Source organism: Secundilactobacillus similis DSM 23365 = JCM 2765, assembly GCF_001311075.1.
GTDB lineage: Bacteria > Bacillota > Bacilli > Lactobacillales > Lactobacillaceae > Secundilactobacillus > Secundilactobacillus similis.
Genome location: NZ_BBAD01000034.1, coordinates 1 through 19,827, shown reverse-complemented (window position 1 = coordinate 19,827; position 19,827 = coordinate 1). Strand labels below are relative to the sequence as shown.

Here is a 19,827-nt window from a genome sequence, read left to right as displayed (position 1 = left end):
GCTATGCGGGGACTGGAACGCAGTGGCCAGCCTACGAGCTAGGAATGGGCAAAAACCGCCCATGCCGGATCTCTCCGGACTGGCGTATGACTAAAGCACTCGCACCCCGAACCCCACGGGGCACGACTGCTTAAGTCATACCGGCACTGCTGAGCCCCGCGCGCCTCCGCCTCCCGCTACATGGTGCGCTGTTGGCAACCAGAACCGCTGACTGTCACATTCTGAAGCTGACGAAACTGTGTGATAGCAACGTTAGACAATTACTTGACAACTGCAGAAAGGATTGTAATTAATGTTCATTAAGCGTAATGAATCAACGATTACGGGACGCTGGTCTTCATCAGATGGACGTCACGTTCATGCTGATTCGACGAGATAACATTACCGTTCAACGCGTTTTGAGATGTTCTGCGATAGTGCCGAATTGCGCAATGTGAGATGCAGGTAAGCGACTAGGTGTATGCTGTGTCGCGATAATTGGTGGTTGTTGATGGTCTTCCAACAACCGCCAATTATCGGGGACAAATGTAAGACTCGCACGGGGCTTGGCGAGGCTTACATTTGAGGTCTGAGACCGCTCTTCGGCTCAGACCGGCCCCACAGCAGGAACCTAGTCGCTTACCGGAATCGCCAGTTCACACAAATCTCACTTCACAAACTAAACACAAGAATGCTTACGCTGGACACAAACGACAACAAAAAACACCGCAGATCCTAGATCAGAATCTGCGGCGTTCATATTTATTTAAGCTTATTTGTAACTCTTAGCAGGCAATACGGCACCCTTGTAGTGGTTGTAGATCCACTTTTGTGTGCTCTTAGATTGCAAAGCCTTCATCAACTTCTTGATGGCTGGCTTCTTTTGGTCGCCCTTACGTACAGCAACGATGTTGACGTATGGTGAGGTCGACTTTTCAGTCACGATGGCATCCTTACGAGGATCCAAACCTGATTGAACGGCGTAGTTGGCGTTGATGAAGACCACATCGCCTTCACCGTTCTTGTAGATACTTGGCATCAATTTTGGTTCGTAACTGTGCTTGAACTTCAAGTGCTTAGGGTTTGAAGTGACATCAGCGAAGGTTGCAGTAGTGATATCAATGCCCTTCTTGATCTTGATCAAACCGGCATCTTTCAAGATCGTCAATACCCGACCGTAATCAGAAACGTTTGAACTAACCAGAATAGTTGCGCCATCCTTAACGTCCTTCAAGTTCTTAACTTTCTTGGAGTAGGCTGAAATTGGTTCCAAGTGAACGCCACCGGCGCTAACCAAACTCCCCTTGTTTTCCTTGTTCCATTCAGCTAAGAATGGGATGTGTTGGAAGTAGTTGGCATCCAATTCCTTAGCAGCTAAAGCCTTGTTAGGCATTACGTAGTCTTGGAATACCTTGACCTTTAAGTTAACGCCTTCCTTTTTCAATTGTGGTTGCACGTGCTTCAAGATTTCAGCATGAGGAACTGCTGAAGCCCCAACGGTGATCGTAGTTGTCTTAGAACCACTTGACTTGCTGTTACCACAGGCACCCAATACAACGGCCGTCGCAGCGACGCCCAAAATCCCTAATAATTTTTTCGAAAATTTCATAGCTAATTCCTCCCACAGAATAGTGTTGAACAATTTTATAGCGTTCGCTTGTCGATTCGGCGAACGAGAAAATCCCCAATGAATTGAAAGGCAAACACAATAATCACGATGATAATGGTTGCCACTAACACGATGGTATTGTTACTTGCTTGGAAACCGTCAATGTAAGCGAGGTTCCCTAACCCACCGGCACCGATCGCACCAGCCATTGCAGTGTAACCGATCAGTGAAATCGTTGTGACGGTTGCGCCGGAAACCAATGCCGGCATGCTTTCGGGTAATAACACCTTGTAAACGATCTGCCACTTCGTTGCACCCATTGAATCGGCGGCTTCAATCACACCATGATCAATTTCATGGAACGCAATTTCAACCATCCGGGCGTAAAATGGTGCGGCGGAAACAACCAACGACGGCAGTGCGGCAGTCGGTCCAATAATCGTGCCAACCAGTCCTTTGGTGATCGGCAATAATAGCATGATCAAGATGATAAATGGAATTGACCGGAACACGTTGACTAAGAATGAGACGACCCAGTTCAATGCCCGGACACCCGCACTATGGTTACCAGTAGTTTCAAATAGCAACAACCCAAGTAATAACCCTAAGATGGCAACCATGATCATGGAGACAATGGTCATCCAAATGGTTTCCCAAGTGGCGGCCCCCATGGCACCCCAGTCAACCGTCTTAAACGCAAAGTATGAACCATTAGTCATGGTGGATCACCTCCGTTTCGACCCGCATCTTCTTCAGTAATTCGGTGGCGCCAGTTAAACTATCGGCGTCCCCAATTAATTGCAGATACAGCGTCCCAATAGCGCCCTCTTGCGTTTGGTGAATACTTCCTTCAATGATGCTAACTTGAAGTTCTGGGTATTGATGAATAATTTCTGACACGATTGGCAACTTAGCTTGATCGCCATGGAAGACCAATTGAATGATCATCCCGTTTGGATAGCTCTTGATCAAGTCATCCACGATGATGTTGGTATCCGTCAACGATGGGTCAACTTCTTCGTTCACGAAGCGCTTCGTAATCTCTTGCTTAGGATTCCGGAAGACTTCAAATACGGTTCCTTGTTCAACAACTTGGCCAGCTTCCATGACGGCAACGTGATCACAAATTTTGCGAATCGCGTGCATTTCATGAGTGATCAAGACGATACTCAAGTTCAAGCGCTTATTGATTTCGAGCAACAAGTCGAGCACTTCATCCGTAGTTTGCGGATCCAAGGCACTCGTGGCTTCATCTGAAATCAAAATTTCGGGATCATTGGCCAACGCCCGGGCAACCCCAACCCGTTGCTTTTGACCACCTGAAAGTTCTGATGGGTAAGCGTGTTCCCGGCCCTTCAGTCCAACCAGTTCAACTAAGTTCTGCGCTTTTTCAAGCCGTTCCTTGCGTGGTACCCCCGCAACTTCCAGCGGAAACATGATGTTTTGAATCACGGTCCGTGACCACAATAGGTTGAAGTGTTGGAAAATCATGCCAATTTTTTGGCGCTTTTGTCGAAGTGCCGACCCACTCAAGGTCGACATCTTATCGCCGTTAATATCAATTTCACCAGTCGTTGGTGTTTCTAGGCCGTTGAGCATCCGCACCAAGGTACTTTTCCCGGCGCCAGAGTAACCCACGATACCGTAAATTTCACCATCCTCAATGGTGAGGTTCACATCGGAAACGGCGGTTAAATCGCCTTCCTTCGTGTTAAACGTCTTCGTCACGTCTTTAAATTCAATCACGGTAAGTTGCCCCCTTCTTCGTTCGTTTAATAAAATATTAGGCCCGGGTTTTACTTGCTCGTTTCTGTTACCGGGCTGAAACGCGTTCCAAGAAGCAGAGAGTTGCACCTAAGGTACCCCGACCAAAAATCCAGGCCCAAGCTTTTTGGTCGGGGGTACCTTAGGCTCCACTCTCTAACCGCTTCTTTCCACGCTCTTGTATAAAAAAAGCTCCGTCCAATCAAACACTAGGTTTGATTAAGGACGAAGCTTGTCGTGTACCACCTTAAATTCGTTACGGTCTCACAACCGTAACCTCTAAGAGTCAATGAAGACTCAACGCGATATTGGACGTTAGCCAGTCATGGTTTGCCGTAGCTCACCACCACCCGTTAGTACAAGACCATCTTCAATCGTGCGCACCTGTTCCTTTTCAGCCACCGGAACTCTCTGTCGAGGGTCGTTCACATCTACTCATCTTGCCGGAGTATTTTGAATCAATGCCCAAAGTATACCTAGCTCACATGAGAATGTCAAGCGCCGATTAACAGGTAATTTTAATGGAATCCCAATTATGCGGGTTGAACATCAACTAACCAAGCATCCGCTTCGGCTTCGCCGTTCAACGCGTCAAAGTCGTTATCTAATTGTGGGTTCACGGCAACAATCTTGCCACTCACTGGGCTGTCAATGTCGGAAACGGCCTTTTCAGCCTCTACACTCATTAACGTTTTGCCAGCGGTAACTTGATCCCCGACGCTTGGTAAGTTTGCAAACTTGATGCTCCCAAGTTCATCTTGGCCCGCCTTGGTTAAACCAACACGTGTTTTGCCATCGATTTCCTTAGTCCAAAAATAAGTTGCTTCATTCATACCTTTCACCTCATACCAATTATTTGACTCCGTTATTCGAAGTCATCGTTACGACTAAACATGTAACTCTTATAATGATAACGCATCGACATGATTAAGCCAATCCCAATCATGTTCCCAATTAGGGCGGACCCCCCTTGACTCACAAATGGTAAGGGAATCCCGGTCAGTGGTAGCAAGCCAATATTCATGCCAATATTTTCAAAGGTATGGAACAAAATCATCATGATAATTCCAGTTGAAATATAGGCGTAAAAGACGTTCTTGGTATCAAACGTCACCCGAATCATTTGGTAAATCAGCAGTAAGTACAACAGGATCAAGATACAACCACCGATAAAACCAAAGTTTTCGCCAATAACGGAGAAAATCATATCAGATTCACGCACGGGCACGTACACCTTCGAGACGTTAAAGCCGGTCCCGAAGACCCCTCCTGAACCAATTGCCTTCATACTCTGCCAGATTGGTACCCTTGATCAGACGTATTACTTGCCGGGTTCAGCCAGGTATCAATCCGTGAAAATTGGTAAGCTTGAAAGCCGATGTGTTCCAGAATCGTTCGACCCCAAGTTGTTGTCACTAGCGTCAACGCTGTCCCACCGACACCGCCGATAAGGACCACTGCTGGTACGATGATTTTCCACGTGATGCCAGAAATCAGGGCAATCCCACCAACAATGGCGAAGAACACCAGCATCGTCCCAAAGTCATTTTGCAACTTCAATAGTACTGCAACGGGTAACGTCCATAAAATCAACTTGCCCAGCAGCAGCCAATCGGAGTGCAGCGTGTGCTCGAAGAACGTATGGTTATGATCACTCACCACCCGAGCCAGCATCAAAATAAAGGCCGGTTTCATGACCTCAGATGGCTGAAACGTCAGCGGTCCAATCGCAAACCACGATTTAGCCCCAGTAGAGGCGGCGTAGGTTCGACTATAAAAGACCAGCACGGCCGCTAGGAGAAATACCCCCAGCCAGTAAGCAATCGGGGCCACCTTCCAGAGCTGTTCGGAATCAAATTGCATGATCACCAAAATGGCGACCGACCCAATAATGTACCAAACTAACTGAGAAAAAATCAGTGACCACACACTAGTGGCACTAGAATCATGTGAGGCAGCTACGTAAATCGACGCTAACCCGATCAATGCCAGCATCAGGACGCAAAAGATAACCCCGTAATCGATTCGTGATTCACCGTCGTCTGTTTCTCGACGTTCGTTCACATCACGTCCTCCTCTCTTATTCAATTTTATTATAACGGTCACCGCCACGAAGTCATGGCCAAACGAATGGCCTTTAGTGTTTTTTAAACTCCACTCGCGGTGTTAGCCATTAATGGTGTAAATTGTAGGCTTGAATCAGATATTCAACGCCTTCATCTTGTGACTTGACCTTAACTGGTCGGTCATCGCCGACTTGAGCTTCAAAGCCCTTTTCAGTGGTTTGGATCGTACCCACAACTTGATCCTTAATGGAAACTTGGAGGGCATCAGCGCCGTTAAGCGTAATTTCATCAATTGCAACTTCAACTGGTTGTTTTTTCTTGGACATACTTAACTCCTTTAGGTCATTTAATTTAATTAGCAGGTACCAAAATAAAAGTAGTCACCAGGACTACTTCAGGTTCATTTGCCGCCGGTACTCCGCTTCAGCCTGCTTATTACGTCGTAGGCTAAAGTGGTCGGGTACTGGATCATACCCACCCCGGACGAACGGGTTACACCGAATAATGCGCGCAACCCCCATTAACGTCCCCTTCACAGCGCCATGTTTTTCTAACGCGATCAGGGTATATCGTGAACACGTTGGCGAATAGCGACACGATGGTGGAAATAACGGTGAGATCCATCGTTGATATCCGCGAACGAGCATCATTAATAATTGTTTCAAATTTAAATTCCTTTAGTCTCGCCGGTTCCGCTTTTTAGAAGTAGCGTCCATGTGTTCGAGTAAGATCCCGGCACCCTTAGCCACGTTCTCTAGCGGACTTTCAGCAATCATGACGGGCACTTTTAACTGTTCGATGAAGAGCTTATCAATGCCCCGGAGGAGTGCGCCCCCACCAGTAAGCATGATCCCGCGATCAATAATATCGGAAGCCAATTCAGGAGGAACCGTTTCAAGCACTTCTTTAGCTGCTGCAACGATTTGAACCATAATGGCCCCAATTGCAGGTTGAATCTCAGCAGCTGTAATTTCAATTGACCGAGGCATCCCGGTGACTGAGTCACGGCCCCGAACTTCCATACTATCGGTATCGTTTTCTTCGAGATAGGCGGAACCAATCTTGATTTTGATGGTTTCAGCCGTGCGTTCACCAACTTGGAGGTTATGTTCCGTCTTCAAGTAATTGATGATGTTGACGTTCAGTTCGTCACCGGCTACCCGGACTGACTTGCTGGCGACAATGTCACCTAATGATAAGACGGCAATGTCACTCGTCCCACCACCAATATCGATCACCATGTTCCCGCGAGGTTTGAAGATATCCATCCCCGCGCCAACAGCAGCCACTTTAGGTTCCTCTTCCAAGTAAACCTTGGCCCCACCGGATTTTTCAGCAGCTTGAATAATCGCCCGCCGTTCAATTTCCGTAATGTTGGTTGGGGCACAGATCATAATGTTCGGCTTAGACAAAAAGCCCTTGACGTTAAGCTTGCTGATAAAATACGACAGCATACTTTCCGTAATATCAAAATCTGAAATAACCCCATCCTTCAATGGTCGGATCGCCCGAATATTACTAGGGGTCCGTCCTACCATCCGGTAAGCCTCTGAACCCACTGCTAATACCTGATTCGTTTTTGTGTCAACTGCGACCACTGACGGCTCATTTAAAACAATACCCTTGCCGACTGCGTAAATTAGAACATTGGCAGTTCCTAAGTCAATACCAATATCTTTAGCCATCCTGCTTCATTCCTCCTGAACTTAATATCTCAACCGCTAATTATACCATATCCCGGGGTTGATAAGTATTTAGATCTGATAAAGAACGCCAGCAAAAAAGTTCGGGCGTGGGCGCCAGAAACGCTGACCACGCTCGAACTTTCAAACTAACGCTGTCGATTAATCATTTGCTTTCGACTTTAAAATAATTTCTTCTTGCTCAGGTACGGAGACCCGTTCAACTTCAGCCCCTAGTGCTTGGAGCTTTTTGTGGAATTGGTAATAACCACGATCAAGGTACTTCAAGTTCGTCACTTGGGTATACCCGTTAGCCACTAAACCAGCCAAGACTAAGGCCGCAGCAGCTCGCAAATCAGTGGCGGCAACTTCAGCACCGTTAAATTCCGTAGGACCGTAAAGGGCAACTGTGCGTCCTTCCACTTTAAAGTTAGCGTTCATCCGCCGTAACTCTTCAAGGTGCATGAAGCGGTTTTCAAACACCGTTTCAGTCAAGGTACTCGTCCCGTTGGCAGCCAACTGCAAGACCGTCATTTGGGGTTGCATATCCGTTGGGAAGCTGGGTGTGGCAACGTTTTAACGTTCGTTGGCTTTAATTCCTTTGGTCCAATGACCCGAACGCCAGCTTCATTTTCAATCACCGTAACGCCCATTTCTTCTAACTTGGAAATGAGGGGCTTGTTGTGTTCTGAAATGGCGTTTTCAACTAAAACGTCACCGTGAGTCAGCGCAGCACCGACCATAAAGGTCCCTGCTTCGATCCGATCTTGAACAACGTAGTGTGACGTGCCGTGTAAAGCAGTAACGCCTTCGATCCGAATCGTTTCCGTTCCGGCGCCGCGAACTTTAGCACCCATCTTGTTTAAGACGTTCGCAAGGTCCACGATTTCAGGTTCCCGAGCAACGTTTTCAATCACCGTCGTCCCGGTGGCCATCGTTGCGGCCATCATGATGTTTTGGGTCGCACCCACACTTGGGAAATCAAGGTAGATGTTAGTCCCAATCAATTCATCCGCCGTTGCTTCAATGTAGCCATCGTGCTGGTTGATCGTTGCACCCAAGCTTCAAAGCCCTTGAGATGCAGATCAACTGGCCGTGAACCAATGGCACAGCCACCAGGCATCGCCACTTGAGCATGACCGTAGCGCGCCAAAAGCGGCCCCATCACAACGATTGATGCTCGCATTTTTGACACGTATTCAAACGGTGCTTGGGTCGATAACTGCTTCGCCGCGTTCAAGCGAACTCGGTTATCAGCTTCGTCAAAATCAACGTCCACGTTTAAGAAACGTAACACGTTATTCATCGTGTAAACGTCAGATAAAATTGGAACGTTCGTTAAGACCATTTCGTCTTCTTGTGCCAGGATCGATGCAGCTAATATTGGTAAGACCGCGTTTTTTGCGCCTTCAATATGTACAGATCCTCTTAATTCATTACCACCATGAACAATAATCTTTTCCACTTGAATTCCCTCCACAGCTCCGGTCATTTAACCAGAAAAATTAAATTCCGGACATTATCAATAAAGTTTAGGAAAAATTCGCTGCAAGTATACCCTACCGTAACTGACAGCATCACAATTAGGACTCGCGCTTGACTAGGATACAGCCGCATTAAATTTTCAATGTGCAATTTTTGAATACTCCAAAAGGCCACGAAAATAAAAACAAAATGACTCACTAACGTCATTAGGGCCTGCGCTCCAATTGTTCGCATAAATTAACTTTCCTTTCTACATTACCAGTAAAATATAGCATACTTTGTTCACAATGTCGCCGATTCTATGTCATTTGTAATATTACGATTTTCATCACTGAATTGACTATCTGCGTTAAACTGGACAGTTGTCTGTTTTCAGTCTGATTTTCAATTATTAGGCGATTAGTGAACCTGGTAGTCAATTTCCGAACATTGCCGTTTGAGTTGTCACTTGCTGATTATTTTCTTATGGTTAATATAATCATAAAATTGATTTGATTGCGAACTTAGTGCCCTATTTTTTGATTGGCGGTTGCCGTTTCACAAAGTAAGCAAGTTGGGTAATTTGGCAATTCCATATCGTTATATTTAATATGCCATTTTTATGTTAAACAGCAATTACTTTGTGATTTGAATAAAATAGCCACAATCGTTGATACATAGGTATTTATAGCGCATTTTCGTTGAAATAACCGCTTTAATTTCACAATCTCTAAAAACATGTTATAGTCTAGGCGTCAACAAAATTTATTCACTTGCAGGAGCTGATCAACATGCTAAAAGAAGTTCACATGCCAAAACTGAGTCCGAAGTCCGATAGTTACTTTTTCGGGAAATGGGTCAAGCAACCTGGCGAGACCGTTAAGGCCGGTGACGTTCTATTTGAAGTTGAAACGGACAAGGTCATCAGTCAAGTTGAAAGCCAAGAAGACGGCATTCTCAAAAATCAAAAAGTCGCAACCGGCGATACAACGAACGTCGGTGATCTCGTTGCAACTATTGAAGTTGCTTAACCAATACTCACTGGAGGCTATTAACTATGACAACGCAACAATCGACACCAACTCACCAACCTAAACCAGACTGGCTCAAAGTCACGTACGACCAAAAGAAGGTCGATCAAATGAACGGTCTGCTTTCAGGATTAAAATTAAACACCGTCTGTGCTGAAGCTAACTGCCCTAACTTGGGCGAATGCTTCGGGAGCGGGACTGCATCATTCATGATCCTTGGTCCTAACTGTACCCGGGCTTGTCGCTTCTGTGACGTCCCTCACGGCCACCCCAAGGAAGTTGACCTGTTCGAACCCCTAAGAGTCGCTCAGGCCACCAAAAAACTCGGTATCAGCCACGTGGTGGTTACCAGTACTGACCGGGATGACTTACCGGATCTAGGCGCTGACCAATTCGTCCGCACGATCAACGCGCTTCGAGAATTGACGCCAGAAACAACCATTGAAGTTTTGACCCCTGACTTTCAAGGTCGCGAAGATTGCTTAGACAAGGTGATTGCTGCCGGCCCCGATGTCTTTAACCACAACATGGAAACAGTACGCTCCATCACGCCTAAAGTACGGAACCGGGCAACCTACGATTGTTCCCTCGGGGTTCTCAAATACGTCCGTGAACACGCGCCAAAGGACATGTACGTCAAAACAGGGATCATGCTCGGCCTCGGCGAAACCGATGAGGAAGTTTACCAACTCATGGACGATTTACGCGCCGTTGACGTTGATTTCTTAACGATTGGTCAATACGTTCAACCAGGACCAAAGAACTACCGCTTACGCGAATGGGTGCCAATGTCTCGCTACCAGCAATACTACAAAGAAGCCATGAAACGCCACTTCAAGTTCGTTGCCAGCTCACCACTCGTTCGTAGCTCTTACAAGGCCAGAGAAGAGCTCGAAGCAGTTCAAGCGGTCACTAAATGATCACGATTCCGATCAAGTCGTTGGACGTTTATCATAACTTTGCCTTGGAGTACTATTTGATGACCGAAAAACGACCATCAGAACCCGTTTTACTCGTCTGGTCAACCACCCCAACGGTGATGCTGGGCAAATACCAAGAAGCCGCGGCTGAGCTTAATCAGGACTTCATTACCGAACACCAGATCAACGTTGTTCGCCGACTCTCCGGTGGTGGTGCCATCTACACGGATCAGGGTGGCTGTCAGTTTACCTTGATCACACCAGATCGACACCACGACATTGACTTCACGTCTGGGTTGACCCTGGTCTGTGAAGCCCTAAAAATGATTGGGATCGATGCGCAAACCGACAGTCGAAACGATTTAAAGGTTGCTGGTCGTAAAGTATCTGGGAGTGCACAATATGTCACCCCCGGGTACCGATTACACCATGGTAGTCTGCTATTCGATTCTAACCTTGATTGGATGGCACAAGTGCTCCAAGTTGATCCCGTTAAGTTGAAAGCCAAACGGATTCAATCCGTTCATCAACGCACCATTAACTTAAAGGAACAGTGCCCCTCTTGGTCGGCAACGACGTTCATTACCCGGTTAACGCAAGCGTTGATTACACTAACCCGGGCAAAAACAAGGTCACTGAACGCTGAAGATGAGGCGCGAATTTCTGAAATTGCGGTTACTCAGTTTCAGAATCAGCAGGTCATTTATGGTTCACCCCGGACATTTGACCATACGAATACCAGTTACATCACTGGTGCTGGGTTACTGCGGTTGCGCTATAACTTAGTCAACCAACGACTCTCAGATGTCCAACTATCCGGCGATTTCTTTAGTAATTTACCGACTGATCAACTAGAGCAAACCTTACAGGGCGTCACTTACACACCAACCGCAATTCAGGCCGCTTTAACCCCTGTCTTGCAAGCAACCCCCATTATGGGCATTACCACGGAAGAGCTTGTAAACCAATTTTTTTAAACTGATTATGGAATATTTTTTTGAAAATCTTAGGTTTAATTTTCAGATTTATCGAAAGCGCTATCATACACGTTAGCGTAAGTGTTTGGTGATTTGTTCGTGAAATGGTAAATTTGATTGATTATGATATTCGAATGGTAATAATAATTTTAACGATAAAACACGACAAGTAAACTATCATGGATGGAAGTTTGCCTGTCGTGTTTTCGTTTTGCTATCGCTTGTGTCCAGCGTAAGTGTGCGGAGCGAGGCGGTTAGAAGGTGGAGTGTAAGCATGCCCCAGCGAAGCTACCGGGTTTTGGTAGGTTGGCTGGGGCATGCTTACATGCAACCTTCTGCCTCGCGCAGCACCATTCGGCGTGGTGACCAGAAAGCGCGTGGTTGGCAACTTCCTACAACTTCAAGAACCCCGGAAATAACAGTTCAAGTGGCGCCGAATTTCGTAGCCTCAATGAGTGCTTTTCAATACGGCTTTGGCGAGCGAAGCGATGACAAACAGCCTACACCCCAAATCCACTCAATGCTTACACTGGATACAAGCACCAGTAAAATTCAAAAAAGGACCAGCGCAATGCGCTGGTCCTTCTTCGCATGGCAAGGATTACTTGCCAGCAACGTTAATTCGATTAATCGCCCGCCGAAGTGCAACTTCAGCTCGAGCTAATGAATCGCTATCGTGAGTCTCATGAGCTTCCTTGATGTGAGCTTCCGCTCGCTTCTTGGCGTTCTGAGCACGTTCGACATCGATATCCTTCTGCATTTCTGCAGTATCAGCGACAATGGTTGCAGCATTATCAGAGAACTCAACGAAACCACCGTTAACGGCAATTTCATCGTCGTCTCCACCACTGACAAGTTGGACTCGAGCTTCGTCAACTGCTAATGAGGCAATAACGGGAACGTGGTTCGCCATGATCCCAAGTTCGCCAAGTTGCGTTTTCACGATCAACATTTTGGCTTGGGCATTATCATAGACGTTACCATCGGGGGTTACGATACTAACGGTTAAAACTGATTGTTCATCAGCCAATTAGAACCCCTCCTTATTTGCTCAGGTTAGCCTGCATCTTCTTGGCGTTTTCGACAACGTCTTCGATTGGGCCACAGTTACGGAAAGCGTCTTCTGGAAGATCATCATACTTACCTTCCAAGATTTCCTTGAAGCCTTTAACAGTTTCTTGGACTGGGACGTACTTCCCTGGTAACCCAGTAAATTGTTCGGCAACGGAGAAACTTTGTGACAAGAAGAATTGGATCCGACGAGCACGGCCAACAATGGTCTTTTCTTCGTCAGACAATTCATCCATCCCAAGAATTGAGATGATGTCTTGAAGTTCACGGTAACGTTGCAAAACGTGTTGAACTTCAGTGGCAACTTCGTAGTGTTCTTGACCAACGACTTGTGGGTCAAGGGCAGTTGAAGTAGATGCCAACGGGTCAACGGCTGGGTAGATCCCTTGTTGCGTCAAGGCACGTTCCAGGTTGGTGGTAGCGTCCAAGTGCGCGAAAGTGGTTGCTGGAGCAGGGTCGGTGTAATCATCGGCAGGAACGTAAACGGCTTGAATAGAGGTGATTGACCCCTTCTTCGTTGACGTGATCCGTTCTTGCAACTGACCCATTTCAGTAGCCAAGGTTGGTTGGTAACCAACGGCTGAAGGAATCCGACCAAGTAAGGCTGAAACTTCCATCCCGGCTTGAGTAAACCGGAAGATGTTATCGATGAATAACAGCACGTCTTGGCCCTTAACGTCACGGAAGTATTCCGCAATCGTCAAACCAGTCAAAGCAACCCGCATCCGGGCTCCAGGTGGCTCGTTCATTTGACCATACACCATGGCCGTCTTCTCGAGAACACCCGAGCCTTTCATTTCGTAGTACATATCGTTACCTTCACGAGTCCGTTCACCGACACCCGTAAAGACAGAGATCCATTGTGACCTTGCGCAATGTTGTGGATAAGTTCTTGAATTAAAACGGTTTTACCAACACCGGCACCACCGAACAACCCAATTTTACCACCACGAACATATGGCGCTAACAAGTCGATAACTTTAATCCCGGTTTCCAGAATTTCTGAAGTTGGGTTCAATTCATCGTATTTTGGTGCATCACGGTGAATTGGCATTCTTTCAGCATCTGGGCCGAAATCAGCACCGCCGTCGATTGGATCCCCGAGGACGTTAAAAACCCGACCAAGTGTGTCATCACCAACAGGAACAGAAATTGAAGACTCAGTGTTTTCAACTTCCATACCCCGGCGAAGACCATCAGTACCGTCCATGGCAATGGTTCTCATGACGCCGTCCCCTAATTCAAGGGTAACTTCGGTCACAAGGAAACTGCCATCATCTTGTTTGATGTGTAAGGCGGTGTTGATATCTGGGAGTTTTTCATCCAACGGGAAAGCAACGTCGACAACTGGTCCGATAACTTGAACAACTTTACCAGACTCATTATTCGTTATTTCCTCCCGTCATTAATTATTTAAAGCTTCTTGCCCACCAGTAATTTCGGTAATTTCAGTCGTAATTGCTGCTTGACGGGCACGGTTATACCGTAGTTCAAGGTTCGCAATTAAGTCGTCGGCATTATCTGACGCTGACTTCATTGCGTTTGAACTTGAAGCATGTTCAGCAGTCTTAGCATCCAAGATTGCCCCGAAAACGAGACTTTCTGAATACTGTGGCAAGACCACCTTGAGCACTTCACCTTCAGAAGGTTCCATGTCATAAGCTGCGGTCAACGCTGGTGCTTGAGTTTCCTCAGCAGCGTCACCGCTTAACGTTTCGCTATCCACTGGCAACATCTTTTCACCACGGAAACTGGATGAAATTCGGTTAACGAAGTGGTTGTAGCAGACGTAAAGCTCAGAAAAGACGCCGTCATCATACATTGATGTGACGGTTTTGACAATTTCGCGAACTTCGTTAAAAGTTGGCACATCACTGACACCACGATATTCGTAGGCAATGTTTGCGCCGCGCTTCTTGTAGAAGTCTGCACCAGTTCCGCCAACTGCTAAAATCAAGTAGTCATCGTCACCACTGTGGGAAGCGATGAATTCGTTGGTCTCACGTAAAACGTTACTGTTATAACTGCCAACCATGCCTCGGTCAGAAGTAATGACCAAGTAAGCCGCCTTTTTCGACTGCGTTGACTGCGACTCACTTGAGGAATCATCTAACAGATGAGATTTCGCCAAATGCATCACGACCGATTTGACCTTAGCCGCGTAGTCTTGATAGCCTACGGCAGCCTTTTGGATCTGGTTCAACTTTGACGTTTGAACCATTTGCATGGCCTGTGTGATCTGACGGGTGTTCTTTGTTGAAGCAATCCGATGTTGGACATCGCTAATTGATTCAGCCATCAGCTCTCACCATCCTTCCTCAAGTTTATTTGTCCGCTGCAGCTTCGGCAGGTTGGAATGTGCTTGCAAATTCGGTAACGGCAGCATCCATCTTGTCAGTGTCTGGTAATTGACCAGTCTTAGCAATTTCTTCTAACAAGTCAGCGTGTGAGGCGTCGAAGAAGTCGAATAAGCCGCTTTCAAATTTAGCAATATCGTCCAACTCAACCTTGTCCAGGTAACCATGAGTCAGGGCGTACAAGATCAAAACTTGTTTCTCAACGGCGAGTGGTGAATGCAAACCTTGCTTCAAGACTTCAACCGTCCGAGCACCACGGTTCAACTTAGCTTGGGTTGCTTCATCCAAATCAGAACCAAATTGTGCAAATGATTCCAATTCATGGTAAGAAGCCAAGTCCAAACGAAGCGTCCCGGCAACCTTCTTCATCGCCTTAACTTGAGCGTCACCACCAACCCGGGAAACAGAAGTCCCGGCATCAATGGCTGGCCGAACACCTGAATAGAATGAATCGCTATCCAAGAAGATTTGACCATCGGTGATGGAGATCACGTTGGTTGGGATGTAAGCAGAAACGTCACCGGCCTTGGTTTCAATGATTGGCAAAGCAGTCATTGAACCGCCACCTAAGTCGTCACTCAACTTAGCAGCCCGTTCCAATAAACGTGAGTGGGTGTAGAAAATATCACCAGGGTAAGCTTCACGACCTGGAGGCCGACGAAGGATCAGTGACAGTTCACGGTAAGCATCCGCTTGTTTTGATAAATCATCATAAACAATCAAGACGTGCTTGCCATTGAACATAAATTCTTCACCCATTGCGGCACCAGCATATGGTGCGATGTAAAGCAATGGTGCTGGTTCCGAAGGACCGGCAGTGACAACGATGGTGTAATCCATGGCACCGTACTTACGTAAAGTTTCCACTGAACCACGAACCGTTGACTCCTTTTGGCCAATCGCAACGTACACACAAATCATATCTTGGCCTTTTTGGTTGATGATCGTATCAATGGCGACAGTTGTCTTACCAGTTTTACGGTCCCCAATGATCAATTCACGTTGACCACGACCAATTGGAACAAGGGAGTCAATGGCTTTCATCCCAGTTTGAAGTGGTTCGAAAACCGACTTCCGTTCCATAACGCCTGGCGCTTTTCGTTCGATAGGACGGGTTTTATCAGTTTTGATTTCACCCTTACCGTCGACTGGTTGACCCAGTGAGTTAACAACCCGACCAATCAAGGCGTCCCCAACAGGAACTTCCATGATCCGCCCAGTCCGCTTAACCGTATCGCCTTCAGTGATCTTAGTAAAATCACCTAAAACAACGATACCAACGTCGTTACTTTCGAGGTTTTGGACCATGCCATAAACCCCGTTATCGAACTCGAGCAACTCACCAGACAACGCGTTTTCAAGACCATGAGCTCTGGCGATCCCGTCACCAACGTAGGTTACGGTACCGGTTTCTTCAACAGAGATCTCGTCTTGGTAGTTTTCTAATTGTTGTTTGATTAGAGCACTGATTTCCTCAGCTTTAATGCTCATATAGGTTTCACCCCTTTATAAAGATCTCGTTATGCTAGCAATGCTTGACGGACGCGATTGATCTTCGTCTGGATCGAGCCATCAAAGATGGTCCCGGCCGACTTGATGATCACGCCACCAATAATGGCTGCGTCAACCTTGTTAGTTAAAACGACTTGCTTAGCACCGACCCGTTTGGCGTAACCAGCTTTGATTTTATCAAGCTGGGCGTCATCAAGGGCCACCGCCGTTGTGACATCAGCGTACACCGTTTGGTTTTGCTCGTCATACAACTTTTGGAACTGGTCGATAATACCGACCATGTCATCCATCCGGTCGTAATCGTAAGTCATTTGAATCAAATTATGAATGTATGATGTCGAGTTATCTAGCAACGGTTTGACTAAGGCTTCCCGCTTAGCAGGTGCTAAACTTTTGTCTGTTAATGCAGTGCCCAATTGTGGGTTGTCTTGGAAGACTTTACGAAGCTGCTTAAGTTCCTCATAACCAGCGTCCAGTTGGTCGTTGGCGTTGAGTAACTCGAACAGTGCTTTGGAGTAGCGCTTGGCTACCGTTACCTTATCAAGACTCATGTTACTTCCCCAACCCTTCGATATAAGAATCAATCAATGCCTTTTGATCATCAGCGCTTAATTCTTTTTGAATGATCTTGGAAGCAATCTCAATAGATAAATCAGCCACATCATTTCGCACACTTGACAATGCGTCTTGACGCTCTTGTTCAATATCCTTTTGGGCATTTTCCTTCAACGATTGTGCATCGGTTTGGGCTTGTGCCAGGATACCATCGCGTTGTTGTTGACCTTGCTTCTTAGCAGAATCAACAATTGACGATGCTTCTTGACGAGAGTTGGCCAAGGCTTCTTGACGTTGCGTAGCCAGTTGGGCCGCTTCTTCACGAGACTTTTCAGCAGAATCGATATCATCAGAAATCTTATCCGCCCGCTTTTGCATCATTTCGTTAACTGGCTTCCAAGCAACGAGCTTGATCAACCACATCAAAATAATGAAACAAATCGCGTAGAACAGCAAATCACCAACTGCTAAACCAGTAGCTACGGCTAAATGTGAAAACATCTATTGACACCTCCTTCTAGTTAAAATTGTTTTAACGAGTTGACGTAATTACTTGTTCATAACAAGCAAAGCGACAACGAAGGCAATGATAGGCATGGCTTCAACTAACCCAACACCAATGAACATGTTGGTCCGTAATTGACCAGACAATTCTGGTTGACGTGCCATACCTTGTAACATACTAGAGATAACGATACCGTCACCGACACCACCACCAATAGCCGCACCGGCCATGGCAATACCTGCTGCAATAGCTCCCATAATCTGTATATCCTCCTTAAAGATGAAAAATAAGAGTAAAAATCTTAACTAACGGTTGTCGTTATTCTTCCACGTCGAGTTTCTTCGAAATGTAGACTGACGACAGTGTTACGAACACGAACGCTTGAATGGCTCCAAGGAACGCTGAGAATGCTTGCCAAACCATTGCGATCGGAGCTGCAACGATCAACGTTACAATCCCGTGCGAAAAGGCCATCTCTCCGATGATCTTCAGCAACATTTCGCCTGAGAAAATCACACCGAAGATACGAAGTCCTAACGTTAGGAAGTTCGTAAATTCCTCAAAAATACTAATTGGTAGCCAGAAAACGAATGGCTTTAAGTATCCTGAGAAATGTTTCTTCCAACCCAGTTTGCTTACACCAGCGTATTGCGCGATCATTAACGTCGCGAGTGAAAACGCCATTGTAACCATTGGGTCAGAAGTTGGACTTCTCACGTAGTCCTTTCCGCCAACAGCAACTTGAACAAGTAATCCAAGTTCGTTGGAAACGAACAGGAACAAAAACAAGGTGAATCCATATAGCCCAAACGCGCCCGCTTCATTTCCAGGAATTGACCCCTTCAAAATGCCGTTTGTAAACTCAATTAACCATTCTAGGATGTTTTGACCCCGTCCAGGTTTCATCGTGATGTGCCGCGACAATGCGAATACAAGTAAAAAAACGAGCACAAACGCAATTAACCCCGAAATAATGTTTGCGGCGTTAAACGTAAGCCCTCCAAATTGAAAGGTAGGAACTGAAGATGGATCTCCCACAGAGTATCACCTCTTTTCAAACCAAATTAACGCAAGAATTCAGAAAGTGCCAGCCGATTTTTTAATCAAACTAGATCTACCAATTCATAATGCGGTACTGAAATGAACATTACTACTTCATTACAAATACAACAAAAATAATACCACCCTTTCTCGCAAAATACAAAGCTAACTTGTAAAAATCGTTAGCAAAAAAACAATTAATGCAGATTTGTCCACGATTTACGGGACAATTACATTAATTGTTTTTTGTTGTGGCAACTTACTTAGTCCCGAATAACCGGTCGCCGGCATCCCCGAGTCCAGGTACAATGTAGCCATTTTCATTCAGATGATCATCTAACGCTGCCGTATAGATGTCGATATCTGGGTGAGCTTCACGCAAAGCTTTAACCCCTTCTGGTGCCGAAACAAGGCAAACAAACTTGATGTTCGTGGCACCACGCTTCTTCAGCGCGTCAATGGCCATGATAGCCGACCCACCTGTCGCTAACATGGGATCAACCACAAAAATCTGCCGTTGATCAATATCCGCTGGTAACTTAACAAAGTATTCGTGTGGTTCCAAAGTTTCTTCATCACGGTACATCCCGATGTGACCAATTTTGGCTGCTGGGATCAACTTCATAATGCCGTCAACCATCCCAATACCGGCCCGCAAGATTGGCACGATAGCCACTTTCTTCCCGGCAAGGGTTTTAACAGTTGTCTTGGCAATTGGGGTTTCGATTTCAACGTCTTTCAATGGCATATCACGTGCCACGTCGTACGCCATCAACATCGTGATTTCGTCAACGACTTCCCGAAAGACCTTTGTCCCGCAGTTTTTGTTTCGAATAATTGTCAGTTTGTGTTGAATCAGTGGATGATCCATAACTTGAAACTTGCCCATGAATTGACACTCCTTTTGTATTTCTTACAATTGTACCATTTCAGTTCGGCGGCGTACAGGCCTAGCGAGCAGAACCACGCGGTTAGTTGCTGAATCCGTTTTCTCGATTTTGGGTCACTGATTTGGGCAGTGTTCGTTCCTTCTCGGCACCATTCTATTGCCCAACCGACTGTCGTTTGTGTCCAGCGTAAGTGTTGGGTGCGATTTGGGTGTCGGCTGTTTGTCATCGCTTCGCTCGCCAAAGTCGCATGAAAACCGGCGCTCTCAGGCTACAAAATTCGGCGCCACTTAAACTGTTATTTCCAGGGTTCCTGAAGTTGTAAGAACTTGTCAACCACGCGCTTTCTGGCCACCACGCCGAATGGTGCTGCGCGAGACTGAGAACTGCATGCAAGGCGACATCGA

Annotated in this window: 19 protein-coding genes and 3 pseudogenes; 3 read left to right on the top strand and 19 right to left on the bottom strand. The window is 46.4% G+C overall.

All coding sequences use genetic code 11. From position 1 onward, the window contains the following. Window positions 1-751: 751 nt before the first annotated feature. From JCM2765_RS08975 to JCM2765_RS08930, 10 genes and pseudogenes are all read right to left on the bottom strand, one after another. The gene (locus JCM2765_RS08975; protein WP_054736137.1) at window positions 752-1,588 is read right to left on the bottom strand and encodes a MetQ/NlpA family ABC transporter substrate-binding protein; all 837 of its coding nucleotides are present in this window, start codon (window positions 1,586-1,588) and stop codon (window positions 752-754) included. Window positions 1,589-1,623: 35 nt separating this feature from the next. Next, window positions 1,624-2,307: a methionine ABC transporter permease gene (locus tag JCM2765_RS08970; protein WP_054736135.1), complete on the bottom strand. Its 684-nt coding sequence runs from the start codon at window positions 2,305-2,307 to the stop codon at window positions 1,624-1,626. After that, window positions 2,300-3,334, bottom strand: a complete 1,035-nt coding sequence (locus tag JCM2765_RS08965) for a methionine ABC transporter ATP-binding protein (protein WP_054736133.1) — start codon at window positions 3,332-3,334, stop codon at window positions 2,300-2,302. Before JCM2765_RS08965 ends, JCM2765_RS08970 begins: the two co-directional genes overlap by 8 nt. Window positions 3,335-3,885: 551 nt before the next feature. Beyond that, window positions 3,886-4,185 (bottom strand): glycine cleavage system H family protein, encoded by a 300-nt coding sequence (locus JCM2765_RS08960; RefSeq protein ID WP_054736131.1) that lies wholly within the window; start codon window positions 4,183-4,185, stop codon window positions 3,886-3,888. 32 nt (window positions 4,186-4,217) lie between these two features. Further along, a pseudogene (locus JCM2765_RS08955) lies at window positions 4,218-5,416 on the bottom strand (FtsW/RodA/SpoVE family cell cycle protein). Between the two features lie 109 nt (window positions 5,417-5,525). Further along, window positions 5,526-5,744, bottom strand: coding sequence for a DUF2969 domain-containing protein (locus JCM2765_RS08950; protein WP_054736128.1), 219 nt, complete (start codon window positions 5,742-5,744; stop codon window positions 5,526-5,528). Window positions 5,745-5,807: 63 nt separating this feature from the next. Next, a complete protein-coding gene (yidD, locus tag JCM2765_RS08945) occupies window positions 5,808-6,068 on the bottom strand; it encodes a membrane protein insertion efficiency factor YidD (RefSeq protein ID WP_420852589.1) in 261 nt (86 codons plus the stop codon). A gap of 27 nt (window positions 6,069-6,095) precedes the next feature. After that, complete coding sequence (locus JCM2765_RS08940) at window positions 6,096-7,103, bottom strand: rod shape-determining protein (protein ID WP_054736125.1); 1,008 nt, start codon at window positions 7,101-7,103, stop codon at window positions 6,096-6,098. Between the two features lie 159 nt (window positions 7,104-7,262). Continuing rightward, window positions 7,263-8,565, bottom strand: a pseudogene (gene murA / locus JCM2765_RS08935) (UDP-N-acetylglucosamine 1-carboxyvinyltransferase). 23 nt (window positions 8,566-8,588) lie between these two features. Beyond that, window positions 8,589-8,792 carry a DUF1146 family protein gene (locus tag JCM2765_RS08930; RefSeq protein ID WP_225352047.1) on the bottom strand — a complete coding sequence of 68 codons (204 nt, stop codon included), beginning with the start codon at window positions 8,790-8,792 and terminating at the stop codon, window positions 8,589-8,591. 563 nt (window positions 8,793-9,355) lie between these two features. On the opposite strand from JCM2765_RS08930, the gene JCM2765_RS08925 reads away from it, so the two are divergent. The 3 genes from JCM2765_RS08925 to lplA are packed head-to-tail and all read left to right on the top strand — an operon-like array spanning window position 9,356 to window position 11,492. Beyond that, complete coding sequence (locus JCM2765_RS08925) at window positions 9,356-9,595, top strand: biotin/lipoyl-containing protein (protein ID WP_054736123.1); 240 nt, start codon at window positions 9,356-9,358, stop codon at window positions 9,593-9,595. A 26-nt stretch (window positions 9,596-9,621) separates the two neighbouring features. Next, the gene (gene lipA / locus JCM2765_RS08920) at window positions 9,622-10,515 is read left to right on the top strand and encodes a lipoyl synthase (RefSeq protein WP_054736121.1); all 894 of its coding nucleotides are present in this window, start codon (window positions 9,622-9,624) and stop codon (window positions 10,513-10,515) included. Continuing rightward, a complete protein-coding gene (lplA, locus tag JCM2765_RS08915) occupies window positions 10,512-11,492 on the top strand; it encodes a lipoate--protein ligase (RefSeq protein WP_054736119.1) in 981 nt (326 codons plus the stop codon). Before lipA ends, lplA begins: the two co-directional genes overlap by 4 nt. Before the next feature lie 601 nt (window positions 11,493-12,093). Here the strand turns inward: lplA and JCM2765_RS08910 are convergent. The 9 genes and pseudogenes from JCM2765_RS08910 to upp form a co-directional block, all read right to left on the bottom strand. After that, a complete protein-coding gene (locus tag JCM2765_RS08910) occupies window positions 12,094-12,522 on the bottom strand; it encodes a F0F1 ATP synthase subunit epsilon (protein ID WP_054736117.1) in 429 nt (142 codons plus the stop codon). Window positions 12,523-12,535: 13 nt separating this feature from the next. After that, a pseudogene (atpD, locus tag JCM2765_RS08905) lies at window positions 12,536-13,956 on the bottom strand (F0F1 ATP synthase subunit beta). A gap of 12 nt (window positions 13,957-13,968) precedes the next feature. Further along, a complete protein-coding gene (locus tag JCM2765_RS08900) occupies window positions 13,969-14,862 on the bottom strand; it encodes a F0F1 ATP synthase subunit gamma (protein WP_054736116.1) in 894 nt (297 codons plus the stop codon). A gap of 25 nt (window positions 14,863-14,887) precedes the next feature. Continuing rightward, entirely contained in the window at window positions 14,888-16,411 is a 1,524-nt protein-coding gene (gene atpA / locus JCM2765_RS08895; protein ID WP_054736115.1) for a F0F1 ATP synthase subunit alpha, read from the bottom strand. Between the two features lie 29 nt (window positions 16,412-16,440). Next, window positions 16,441-16,983, bottom strand: a complete 543-nt coding sequence (gene atpH / locus JCM2765_RS08890) for an ATP synthase F1 subunit delta (protein WP_054736114.1) — start codon at window positions 16,981-16,983, stop codon at window positions 16,441-16,443. Between the two features lies 1 nt (window position 16,984). Beyond that, on the bottom strand, window positions 16,985-17,488 hold the full coding sequence (gene atpF / locus JCM2765_RS08885) for a F0F1 ATP synthase subunit B (protein ID WP_054736113.1): 504 nt from the start codon (window positions 17,486-17,488) through the stop codon (window positions 16,985-16,987). 48 nt (window positions 17,489-17,536) lie between these two features. Further along, window positions 17,537-17,749 (bottom strand): F0F1 ATP synthase subunit C, encoded by a 213-nt coding sequence (gene atpE, locus JCM2765_RS08880; RefSeq protein WP_054736111.1) that lies wholly within the window; start codon window positions 17,747-17,749, stop codon window positions 17,537-17,539. A 61-nt stretch (window positions 17,750-17,810) separates the two neighbouring features. Beyond that, on the bottom strand, window positions 17,811-18,530 hold the full coding sequence (atpB, locus tag JCM2765_RS08875; RefSeq protein ID WP_054736110.1) for a F0F1 ATP synthase subunit A: 720 nt from the start codon (window positions 18,528-18,530) through the stop codon (window positions 17,811-17,813). Between the two features lie 262 nt (window positions 18,531-18,792). Beyond that, window positions 18,793-19,422, bottom strand: coding sequence for a uracil phosphoribosyltransferase (gene upp / locus JCM2765_RS08870; protein WP_054736109.1), 630 nt, complete (start codon window positions 19,420-19,422; stop codon window positions 18,793-18,795). Between the last annotated feature and the right edge of the window lie 405 nt (window positions 19,423-19,827).

What these genes read in the sequence shown, in the direction of transcription:
- JCM2765_RS08900 (WP_054736116.1), bottom strand. Translation starts at nt 14,862, where the DNA reads ATGGCTGAATCAATTAGCGATGTCCAACATCGGATTGCTTCAACAAAG.
- yidD (WP_420852589.1), bottom strand. Translation starts at nt 6,068, where the DNA reads ATGATGCTCGTTCGCGGATATCAACGATGGATCTCACCGTTATTTCCA.
- upp (WP_054736109.1), bottom strand. Translation starts at nt 19,422, where the DNA reads ATGGGCAAGTTTCAAGTTATGGATCATCCACTGATTCAACACAAACTG.
- lipA (WP_054736121.1), top strand. Translation starts at nt 9,622, where the DNA reads ATGACAACGCAACAATCGACACCAACTCACCAACCTAAACCAGACTGG.
- JCM2765_RS08960 (WP_054736131.1), bottom strand. Translation starts at nt 4,185, where the DNA reads ATGAATGAAGCAACTTATTTTTGGACTAAGGAAATCGATGGCAAAACA.
- atpE (WP_054736111.1), bottom strand. Translation starts at nt 17,749, where the DNA reads ATGGGAGCTATTGCAGCAGGTATTGCCATGGCCGGTGCGGCTATTGGT.
- JCM2765_RS08940 (WP_054736125.1), bottom strand. Translation starts at nt 7,103, where the DNA reads ATGGCTAAAGATATTGGTATTGACTTAGGAACTGCCAATGTTCTAATT.
- lplA (WP_054736119.1), top strand. Translation starts at nt 10,512, where the DNA reads ATGATCACGATTCCGATCAAGTCGTTGGACGTTTATCATAACTTTGCC.
- JCM2765_RS08950 (WP_054736128.1), bottom strand. Translation starts at nt 5,744, where the DNA reads ATGTCCAAGAAAAAACAACCAGTTGAAGTTGCAATTGATGAAATTACG.
- JCM2765_RS08925 (WP_054736123.1), top strand. Translation starts at nt 9,356, where the DNA reads ATGCTAAAAGAAGTTCACATGCCAAAACTGAGTCCGAAGTCCGATAGT.
- atpF (WP_054736113.1), bottom strand. Translation starts at nt 17,488, where the DNA reads ATGTTTTCACATTTAGCCGTAGCTACTGGTTTAGCAGTTGGTGATTTG.
- atpA (WP_054736115.1), bottom strand. Translation starts at nt 16,411, where the DNA reads ATGAGCATTAAAGCTGAGGAAATCAGTGCTCTAATCAAACAACAATTA.
- atpH (WP_054736114.1), bottom strand. Translation starts at nt 16,983, where the DNA reads ATGAGTCTTGATAAGGTAACGGTAGCCAAGCGCTACTCCAAAGCACTG.
- JCM2765_RS08975 (WP_054736137.1), bottom strand. Translation starts at nt 1,588, where the DNA reads ATGAAATTTTCGAAAAAATTATTAGGGATTTTGGGCGTCGCTGCGACG.
- JCM2765_RS08970 (WP_054736135.1), bottom strand. Translation starts at nt 2,307, where the DNA reads ATGACTAATGGTTCATACTTTGCGTTTAAGACGGTTGACTGGGGTGCC.
- JCM2765_RS08930 (WP_225352047.1), bottom strand. Translation starts at nt 8,792, where the DNA reads ATGACGTTAGTGAGTCATTTTGTTTTTATTTTCGTGGCCTTTTGGAGT.